General features: G+C 41.7%; 9 protein-coding genes. All 9 read left to right on the forward strand.

Annotated elements, in window-relative coordinates; translation table 11 throughout:
- The first annotated feature begins 11 nt into the window (after positions 1 to 11).
- The 9 genes from WCP75_RS04430 (at position 12) to WCP75_RS04470 (ending at position 9,313) form a co-directional block, all read left to right on the forward strand.
- Complete coding sequence (locus WCP75_RS04430) at positions 12 to 968, forward strand: TrbL/VirB6 family protein (RefSeq protein ID WP_336277037.1); 957 nt, start codon at positions 12 to 14, stop codon at positions 966 to 968.
- Between the two features lie 135 nt (positions 969 to 1,103).
- Complete coding sequence (locus WCP75_RS04435; RefSeq protein ID WP_336277038.1) at positions 1,104 to 1,403, forward strand: type IV secretion system protein VirB7; 300 nt, start codon at positions 1,104 to 1,106, stop codon at positions 1,401 to 1,403.
- A complete protein-coding gene (locus WCP75_RS04440) occupies positions 1,400 to 2,068 on the forward strand; it encodes a VirB8 family type IV secretion system protein (protein WP_336277039.1) in 669 nt (222 codons plus the stop codon). Before WCP75_RS04435 ends, WCP75_RS04440 begins: the two co-directional genes overlap by 4 nt.
- A complete protein-coding gene (virB9, locus tag WCP75_RS04445; RefSeq protein ID WP_336277040.1) occupies positions 2,065 to 2,928 on the forward strand; it encodes a P-type conjugative transfer protein VirB9 in 864 nt (287 codons plus the stop codon). The genes WCP75_RS04440 and virB9 overlap by 4 nt, the downstream gene beginning before the upstream one ends.
- A complete protein-coding gene (gene virB10, locus WCP75_RS04450) occupies positions 2,921 to 4,096 on the forward strand; it encodes a type IV secretion system protein VirB10 (protein WP_336277041.1) in 1,176 nt (391 codons plus the stop codon). Before virB9 ends, virB10 begins: the two co-directional genes overlap by 8 nt.
- Positions 4,093 to 5,163, forward strand: a complete 1,071-nt coding sequence (gene virB11 / locus WCP75_RS04455; RefSeq protein WP_336277042.1) for a P-type DNA transfer ATPase VirB11 — start codon at positions 4,093 to 4,095, stop codon at positions 5,161 to 5,163. Before virB10 ends, virB11 begins: the two co-directional genes overlap by 4 nt.
- A gap of 63 nt (positions 5,164 to 5,226) precedes the next feature.
- A complete protein-coding gene (locus WCP75_RS04460; protein WP_336277043.1) occupies positions 5,227 to 5,430 on the forward strand; it encodes a hypothetical protein in 204 nt (67 codons plus the stop codon).
- An 11-nt stretch (positions 5,431 to 5,441) separates the two neighbouring features.
- Positions 5,442 to 7,091 carry a BID domain-containing T4SS effector gene (locus WCP75_RS04465; RefSeq protein WP_336277044.1) on the forward strand — a complete coding sequence of 550 codons (1,650 nt, stop codon included), beginning with the start codon at positions 5,442 to 5,444 and terminating at the stop codon, positions 7,089 to 7,091.
- 569 nt (positions 7,092 to 7,660) lie between these two features.
- Positions 7,661 to 9,313: a BID domain-containing T4SS effector gene (locus tag WCP75_RS04470; RefSeq protein ID WP_336277045.1), complete on the forward strand. Its 1,653-nt coding sequence runs from the start codon at positions 7,661 to 7,663 to the stop codon at positions 9,311 to 9,313.
- The last annotated feature ends 97 nt before the right edge of the window (positions 9,314 to 9,410 follow it).

The raw sequence follows: 9,410 nt of genomic DNA on the forward strand, positions 1-9,410 counted from the left end.
TGAGTGGTTTTATGTCGGATTTTGTTTCTGCTCCATTTGAAAGTGTCTCTAATTATATTTTGTCCCCGCTTGACGATGTCGTTAATACGACGGTTGCTGGTTTGTCTTCTGCTATTTCTGCGCCGTTGAATCTTGCTGCGATCATTTTCGTATTTTTATACGGTTATAATGTCATGACGGGTCGCACTGCTCTTTCGATGAATAGTTTGCTTAATAACGTCGTTAAGGTTGTTGTTGTAACGACGATGGCAACGAATGCAGATACATTTAATACTTATGTCAAAGATATTTTTTTTGGTGATTTGGCCAAGGCTGTGGGCAATGCGTTTAACAGTAGTCCCGCTGATGCTAATGTTTTTGATTATCTTTTGTTGAAGACAAATGCTCGTTATCAAGAAGTTTTGGCTGCTGCTTGGTTTTTTGAAAAAGTCATGGTTGGACTCCTTGGTGCTTTAATGATTTTGGCAGTTATCGTTTTCTGTATAGCTGGTTTTATCGTTCAAATGTTCGCAAAAGTTGCACTTGTTATGGTCATAGGTCTCGGGCCTCTTTTTATCAGTTTATATTTGTTTAATGCAACGCGGAAATTTACTGATGCATGGATTACAACGCTGGCTAATTTTACGATTTTACAGGTTATGGTCATGATGCTTGGTACAATTATGTGTAAAGTTATCGTGCATGTTCTTAATGGTTCATATGACTCGATTTATTATCTTTTTCCGCCCGTTGTTGTCACTGCAATAATAGGCAGTATCGTGTTTCGCATGCTTCCTGGAATTGCCTCGGCGCTTGCAAGTGGTGGTCCGTATCTTCAAGGTGCAGTATCTTCTGGAGGACAGATCTTCACGATGATGTCAAGTGGTGTTAGAGCCGGCGGGGGTGCGACAAGAAGTGCTGCTTCAAGACTCTCTAGTGGTGCACTGACAGCTGCAAAAAGTGGAATTCGAGGTCGTGGACGGTTCTGATGATAAATATTTATTACGATAAGCTATATTTTTGCGGTGAGCGCGATGGAAGTCATGCCCACCGCGCGGGTGTTGAGTGAAATATTTTGTATTTCATGAGGTTAATGTTTCATTCTAATCTTTTGTGAGTTCAAGATGAAATTAAAGACGACTATTGTTACAACTATAACGATATTTATTGCTGGTTGTACTACTATTAATAGTAATAAAAAATTGCCGAAGTGCGACGGCAAATATACTCATGCTTTAAACAAAGATAAGTGGGACTGGAACAATAAAGGTGCTGTTTTAAGAGAGAATATTAAAAAACCTGTTTCAACTCCGATCATTCTCAACATGTTGGAAAATGAAAAACAAGGGACCAATGAAGTGGTTAACATGACTTCATTAAGCTACAAGGATCTCTCTTACAAAAATTGCGGGGGTCAAGCGTGAAAAGCGATGCATTTGACGAATATGTAAAAGAAGCACGATCGTTCGATGTTGATCGTATGCATGGCATGCGGGTGCGAATGAAGATTTCCATGATTTTAACAGGACTTTTTGGGTTGATGACGATTGCTTTGGCTTTGGCTGTAGCGGCATTAACGCCTCTAAAAACGGTAGAACCGTTTGTTATTCGTGTTGATAATTCGACAGGTATCGTAGATACTGTTAGTGCACTAAAAGATGCTCCACAAGATTATGATAAAGCAATAACGCGCTATTTTGCCGGTAAGTATGTTCGTGCACGCGAAAGCTTTCAATCATCGGAAGCACAAAACAATTTCCGCATCGTTTCCCTTTTATCTTCACCAGCAGAGCAAAATCGTTTTGCAAAATGGTATTCGGGCAGCAACCCGGAGAGTCCGCAAAACATTTACCAGAACATGATTGTTACAGTTACGATTAAATCGATTTCCTTTCTGAGCACGGATCTTGTCCAGGTGCGCTATTACAAAAAAGTGAGGGATTTTACGGGAAAAGAGGCTATTGTTCATGAAGTCGCAATTTTAAATTTTTCTTATGTTAATGCACGCATTGCAACTGAAGATCGGTTAGTTAATCCGCTAGGGTTTCAAGTGTCGGAATATAGATCCGATCCAGAGGTGGTGCAATGATTAGATTTTTAAAGGTGGTCTTTTTAACTTTAATTGTTGCGATGAGTTGTATAACAGTCTCATTTTCGGAAACGACGCCCATTAGTGCACGCAAGGACAGTCGTATAAGATTTGTCAATTATGATCCATATAATGTTACTCGGATCATCGGGTCTATTCGTTCTTCAGTTCAGATTGAGTTCGCTGAGAATGAAGAAGTTACCCACGTGGGAATTGGTAACTCTGTTGCTTGGCAGGTGGCACCAGCCGGGCACTTTATTTTTTTAAAACCACGTGAAATCCAACCTATAACCAATTTGCAGGTTGTTACAACTCGTCTAGATGGAACAAAACGATCTTATCAGTTTGAATTGCAGATTCGTGAAGGCGATGTTTCAGCTGGAAACGATACATATTTCCTCGTTAAGTTTCGTTATCCAGAAGATGAGGCGCTGCGTCAAAAAATGGCTGAAGCAGCGAAAGCTGAGCAGCGTGAAAAAGACTTTATTGATGATGTTTTTGATGTTCATGAAGATTTTGGCCCACGTAATTGGGCTTATGAAGCACAAGGTTCACCTTTGATTGAGCCTGTCTCTGTCTATGATAATGGTAAAACGACAACATTCACATTCTGGGGTAACGTAGAAATTCCCGCTATTTATCTTGTGTCTCTTGATGGGCAGGAGTCCCTTGTTCCGAAGACTATTAAAGGAAATAAAGTTATCGTTCATGCCACAGCTTTACAGTTTACTTTGCGTCGCGGTAACGAAGTTCTGTGCATTTTTAATAAAAGATTTATGCCTGCAGGGGTTAATCCTGAAACTGGCACAACATCACCATCGGTGCAACGTCAAGTGAACATAGGAAGCGGCCATGAGTAAGGAAGTGGATGAAAATAACGTCGATGATCGCAATACAATAAAAGACGGTCGGAAAAAAAAAGATCACTCTAACATAGGTAAGCCAGTTGCTTTTCTCGTTCTCTTGGGTGTGTGCGGTTATTTAGTATACCTAACATTTTCAACTAATGAAAAAAAGACAGTTGAAACCAAAAGGGAGAGAGAGAGGGTTATTAAACAAACAGAATTGTTTCGTCCCGTGGATCCAAAGCCCGTCGCATCTTTAGAATTAACAAAACAAAATCAATCTTTGCTGCCAAAAATTGAATTGCCTACACCAAAAAAAACGGAGCAACAAAATTTTGATAACTCATTATTGGAAGCTGCTCAACGCGCTCCTGTATTGGCCTATTCTAACCAAAATCAGTCGCAAACGAGTACGACTCCAGAAAATGCATCTTCACCGGCAAAACTAGAAGGTAAGATTGATGAAGTAGCGCAGCGATTTAATCATCTTCTTAAGCCGACAGTTTCTGAAGGTGTTCGCGCTTCAATTCTTGGGAATAGAAACTACGTCATCGCTATGGGTACAACTATTCCATGTATTCTTGAAACGGCGATTAGTAGCGATCAGCAGGGATTTGTTAGCTGTATCATTTCCAGAGACATTTTGTCGGATAATGGACGCGTTGTTTTGCTTGATAAAGGTACACAGATTGTTGGGGAATATCGGGCTGGATTGAAAAAAGGACAAAATCGCCTCTTTGTTTTATGGAATAGGGCAAAAACACCAAATGGTGTCATTATAACGCTGGCTTCACCTGCAACGGATGCTCTGGGGCGCTCTGGTATGGATGGTGATGTCGATAATCATTGGTTTGAACGAATTGGATCTGCACTTCTTGTATCTATTGTAAAAGATGTAACACGTTACGCTGGTGAACGTTTTTTATCGTCCAAAGAAAAAGAGACAAAGAACTCTGATACTCTTTCTTCTGGACAGAATATTGCAAATATTTTTGCCGAGAATTACGCGAATATTCCGCCAACGTTAACTAAAAATCAAGGTGAAATGGTCAACGTTTTTGTCGCTAGGGATTTAGATTTTTCTGGTGTTTATAAACTGAAAGTCACTGAAGATAAAAAACAGATTTTTAATCGGGCTTCTTCGGGGAATTTTTACAAAAACCCTACGGTGATTTATAAATGAACCAAAATTATCCCAATGTGATTGACGAGACTGTTGCTGTTGTCTTGGCAAAGTTGGAACCTATTAGTGTTTTTTTGAAAGATGATACCCTTTTTGAAATTGTCATTAATCGCCCTTATGAAGCGATAATCGAGGGTATTAGTGGATGGCAAACAGTAAAAGTTCCGGCTTTGTCATTCAGTGAATTAATGGGGATTGCCAAGGTTGTCGCGGCTTATTCCAAGCAAAGTATATCTGATAAAAATCCAATACTATCCGCTACCTTGCCCGGCAATGAGCGTATTCAGATTGTTATTCCCCCGGCTGTAGAAAAAGATACAGTTAGCATGACAATCCGCAAGCCATCGTCGCACAATTTTTCACTTGAGGATTTAGCAAGTAGAGATTTGTTTTCTATGTGTGAACAGGTGTCATTCACGCCTTTATGTGATTACAAAGTCCGTCTTCATGAACTTAAAAATTCTGAATGTGATTTGGTAAAGGCTTATTGCGATAGAAATTTTGTTTCCTTTTTTGATTTAGCCGTCAAGATGCAGAAGAATATTCTCATTTCGGGGAAAACAGGTTCCGGAAAGACGACGCTTTCAAAAGCGCTGATCGCTATAATTCCCGCTGATGAGAGAATTATTACCATCGAAGATACACAAGAATTGGTTGTGCCACAGCATAATCATGTTTCTATGATCTATTCGAAGGACGGTCAAGGGGTGGCTTCTGTTGGTCCGAAAGAATTGCTTGAGGCTGCTTTGCGGATGCGTCCTGATCGTATCCTTTTACAAGAGCTCCGCGATGGGACGGCTTTTTATTATATCCGTAACGTTAATTCTGGTCATCCAGGTTCAATTACAACAGTCCACGCGTCAACGGCGCTTGCAGCTTTCGAACAAATGACCCTTTTGGTTAAAGAAAGTGATGGTGGGAGCGATTTAGAGCGTGAAGATATTCGCGGTTTGCTAATTTCCATGATTGATATCATCGTGCAATGCAAACGGGTCGATAGAAAATTTAAGGTTACGGAAATTTATTACGATCCGTTCAAGCAACGTAGTATTTTTGGGGGTGATTAAAATCAAAATTTTATTTACCTCAAAGGGCAAAAAACAAGAATTAAACAATAAAAGAGAAGGTGATTGGTAGAAAATACAGCAAAAAATATTTTGCCTTGCATTTCAGAGGAATTGAAAAAGCATCGAAGAGCGGTAGATATCACTATCGGTGCCCGTGTTGTCAAAGGGATCACACCGCACTCGGAAACGCTGGAAATTTTGGAAGGATATGCAGGGGGGTGTTCGTCAGGGGTGATTGACGCTCTGGTGGATGATGCGAGATTATAAGGGATATAATCATGAAAAAAACAAAGCTACAAGAACCCGTATATGCTGATTTGTCGTCTCATTATCATTATCCTGAAACTGGTGTGTTGAAGAATAAGTATCTTATAAAAGATGCGGCAGAATTGGAGCAAAAGCGTCGGAGTAGTGAGGAAATTGCGAGGTTTAGTCTCCAGAGTAACCCTGTGCGTGGTCCGATGGATTCCAGGTATTTGAGAGATCTCCACGTGCGGCTTAATGGGGATGTTTTTGAATGGGCGGGAATTCTTCGCAGTGAAGATTTCGTTTTTGCAGATGGTTCTAAGGCTTCTATGCCAATTGTTACAAAAGAAGGTGTGGATTCTGGGCTTTTTGCGACTGGAAAAGGGGTAATAGAAAATTTAAAAAGACTAGATCAGTCGCTTACGGATAGTAATTATTTAAAGGGTTTGTCGCATGAGCAATTCGTTGATGGTGCGGCTAGAATGTTTGTCCTTTTGCATCAAACGCGCCCCTTTGTGGCGGGTAACAAACTTGTGTGTCAGGTGTTTATGCAGCATCTTGCTGAGGAAGCGGGTCATAAACTTGATTTCTCCCTTGTACAACAAGATCGCCTTTATGATGCTTGCAAGGCAGCTATGAGAAACAATGATTTTAGTCTGGTAAACGGTTTGTTTGAAGATATTTCTAATCCGGAAAAAATGATGATCTTGAAGGAATCCGTCAGCCATGTAAGGCAAGATGGAGGCGTGGGAACCCCGGCGATGGCACTTCCAGGTGAAACGTATGCGGGTGTTTGTGTGGGTTCTGGTGACAATTGTTGTACAGTGCGAGTAGGTAGTGCTTATTTTGCCGTTTCGAAGGATAATTTAACGCCAGAACAGATAAAGACGTTAAAATATGGTGAGGAGGTTCATTTCACTGCCTTGGCTGATTCTCAACTTGAAAATCGTCTAATTCCGGGAGAACGTTTTGGGTCTTTGAAGAGGCGTGAAATTTCTGAAAAAATTGCAGAAAATTCATCTGTTCGAATGGCTAGAATGAATGTCGAGAGGTTAGCGCGGTTTGTGTATGGAAGCGAGAGCGCATTGAACAATGTTCTGGCGTGTATAAACGCAAGTCCAGAATTGGGCGAGAGTTGTGCGCAGCAAATTGAGGATCAGCCTAAATCTATTGGCAAGCTTGCGGGGAAAAAATATTTAGGTTGTTTCAAGAGCCATGATCGTAGGGTGGCTGAGTCGAGTTTGCCGGGTCTTTGCGATGCAATTGAGTGCTATGCGGATGCTGCTGTTCAAGCGAAGCGGGAGGTGCTTCAGGATGATCGTATTGAGAGGGAGCGCCGTGGACAAGAGGTCCTCATGCCGAGTGTTAGATTGCAGAAGTTGCTTGAATTTTCGCCGATGGTTCGACAGGAGGCTTTGCAGAATTCTCCTTCGTTACAGAGGGACCTTGATGTCTTTCTTAAACGGGTTAACGATCGTCTCTCACGGAGTGAGCAGTTGGCGATTAGAGCGCGTGATTATAAGAGCCTTGCCAAAAGTCTTGGTACGTCATTACTGAAGGCAGAGAAAATTGTTAGTATCTGCGAAGAAGCCGGAAAAATGAAACGCGATCTAGAGTGTTCTGCTTTGTGTACTAGGGTGAGTAAATCCGCGCAATCAAAGTCGATGGCTATGGCGAGTTAGAGAGTGTGAATTTGGCATTCACGGGCGGGGGGGTTGTGGCGCTGTCCTGCCCGTGGTGTTGTTGGGTAGCGGGTTGTTGATTTTAGAAAAACTGTGAAGTGATTTTAAAATTGCTGCTTTCGTGGGTGTGGCTCATTGGCTTTATTGCTTTGCACAGGTTGTGGCTCGTGACCGGATTTTGGCGGTGTGATTTATAACTTCGAGATCCTTCTGTGTCGGTGCTTTAGTTGCCTGCAAATTGGTTGTTAAATGCAATAGGCTGCGGGGTTTTGTTGTAGAAGTGGGGCCGATATGTGTGAGATGCATCAGAAATGTCCTTCTTCCTGAAGATACTTTGTGAAAATGACGGTAATTGGCTGTTTTCTTCGTCCTGAACCATAAAGGGTCGAAGAGTGCCGGAGCGGTGCGTATCGTCGTGAACTCATTGGTGTCTAGGTTGTTGAAGGTGCCACATTACATTTTGAAGTAACATTTGGAAATATCCGAAATTTGAAGAACACGCGTGAGGGGATTGTTCATTTGAGTAATAGTGCTCTTATGGATAACGCTAGGTTGCAAGGAGTATGATCATGAAAAAAGCACATTCACATGAACCAGTATACGCCGACTTGGCTTTCCAAGCAGGTTTTTACGTTTCGAGCTCGAATGTACTGAAAAACAAGCGTGATATAAGAAACGCGAAAGAATTGGAAGAGCAATGTCAGCGTAGTGTTGCCGCTGGGCTCTCTGATTTACGGGATAATCCTATAACAGGGACAGTGAATTCTAAGTATTTAAAAGAGGTTCATCATCGCCTTTATAAAGATGTTTTTGAATGGGCCGGGCACATTCGTAGTGAAGAATTCACATTTTCAGATGGTGTTAAAGCCAGTATGCCGAGGACCAAAAAGGGCGCTATGGGTGATGAGCTCTTTGCAAAAGGGGGAGAAGTCACGGGAAATTTAAGAAGTTTGGACCAGTCGCTTTCTGATTGCAACTATTTAAAAGGTTTGTCGCGTGAGGAATTTTCTGACCAAGCGTGGCAGGTGTACATCTTGTTAGAGCAAACACGTCCTTTTGTGCACGGTAACGAAGAGACGAGCAAGGAATTTTTGCGCCATCTTGCTGAGGAGGCGGGTCATAAACTTGATTTCTCTCTTGTATCACAAGAACGGCTGGATTTGGCTTCTGAAGAGGCGATTAAAAATAATAATGTTACTAATATCAGCAACCTCTTTGCGGATATTTCTAATCCAGAAAAAGCGATTACTTTGAAGGAGGCTACGGATTATCTGAGAGAGTTAGGAATTAAGAGTGATCCTGAATTTGCGGATCCCGGTAAATCGTATGCAGGAACTTACGTTGGAGCTACAGGCAATAGTGCTGTGGTTCGGGTGGGTGGTACATTTACCATTATTCCAAAGGACAATTTAAATCCAGAAGAGGTAAAGAGTTACAAATTTGGTGATCACGTTAACATTAATGTCCTCTCAGATAAAGATCTTGGAATGTGCTTAGTTCCGGAAGAAGATTTGGGTGCTTTGACGCAAAATCAGCTTTCTGAGAAAATTTCGGCAAATCCTTCTGTTAGAGTACTTGAAGCAAATGTTATGGGATTATCGCAGGTTGTTTACGGTAACCCTGAAGCAATGAGTGAAAAATTGCGGGAGATAAGTACAAATCCAGAAGTGGGTGAGCAACTTGCTCAGCAAATAATGGCAAGTCCTAAAATTATGGGTAATTTAGCGGGGAAAAGTACCATGGGCATTAAGAATGAAGAACGCAAATTAGCCGAAGAGTCAGTTCCACATTTGGCTGAAGTGTTGTGTAAATATGCTAAGGTTGCAGCAGGTGTAAAGGAAGAAGCCCTTAATGCACACTACATTGAACAAGAGCGTCGTGGGCAAGAGGTACGTATGCCAAGCGGGGCGTTGCAGGATGTTCTTAGATTACCAACGAGAGCGCGACTGGAAAAATTAGAAAGTTCTCCTTCGTTACAAAAAGAGCTAGATGGTTTGGTAAAACAATTAAATGGGCGTCTCTCACCTGAGGATCATAAAGCGATTAAAAACAATGATCACGGAAAGCTTGCTGAACAACTTGGTACTTCAGTGTTAAAAGCAAAAAAAATTGCGGAAATTTGTCAAAAATCCGAAGAAGCAAAACATGACCTGAATTGTGCTGGCTTGTACGCTAAGGTAAATAAACCCGTACAATCAAAGTCGATGGCTATGGCGAGTTAGAGAGTGTGAATTTGGCATTCACGGGCGGGGGGGTTGTGGCGCTGTCCTGCCCGTGGTGTTGTTGGGTAGCGGGTTGTTGATTTTAGAAAAACTGTGA

Origin of the sequence: Bartonella numerosa (assembly GCF_037070845.1) — a bacterium.
In the GTDB taxonomy this organism is placed as follows: Bacteria; Pseudomonadota; Alphaproteobacteria; order Rhizobiales; family Rhizobiaceae; genus Bartonella.

Bases quoted from the DNA above. Each gene is read 5' to 3' on its own strand.
- virB11 (WP_336277042.1), top strand. From the start codon at position 4,093: ATGAACCAAAATTATCCCAATGTGATTGACGAGACTGTTGCTGTTGTC.
- WCP75_RS04470 (WP_336277045.1), top strand. From the start codon at position 7,661: ATGAAAAAAGCACATTCACATGAACCAGTATACGCCGACTTGGCTTTC.
- WCP75_RS04435 (WP_336277038.1), top strand. From the start codon at position 1,104: ATGAAATTAAAGACGACTATTGTTACAACTATAACGATATTTATTGCT.
- WCP75_RS04465 (WP_336277044.1), top strand. From the start codon at position 5,442: ATGAAAAAAACAAAGCTACAAGAACCCGTATATGCTGATTTGTCGTCT.
- virB10 (WP_336277041.1), top strand. From the start codon at position 2,921: ATGAGTAAGGAAGTGGATGAAAATAACGTCGATGATCGCAATACAATA.
- virB9 (WP_336277040.1), top strand. From the start codon at position 2,065: ATGATTAGATTTTTAAAGGTGGTCTTTTTAACTTTAATTGTTGCGATG.
- WCP75_RS04430 (WP_336277037.1), top strand. From the start codon at position 12: ATGTCGGATTTTGTTTCTGCTCCATTTGAAAGTGTCTCTAATTATATT.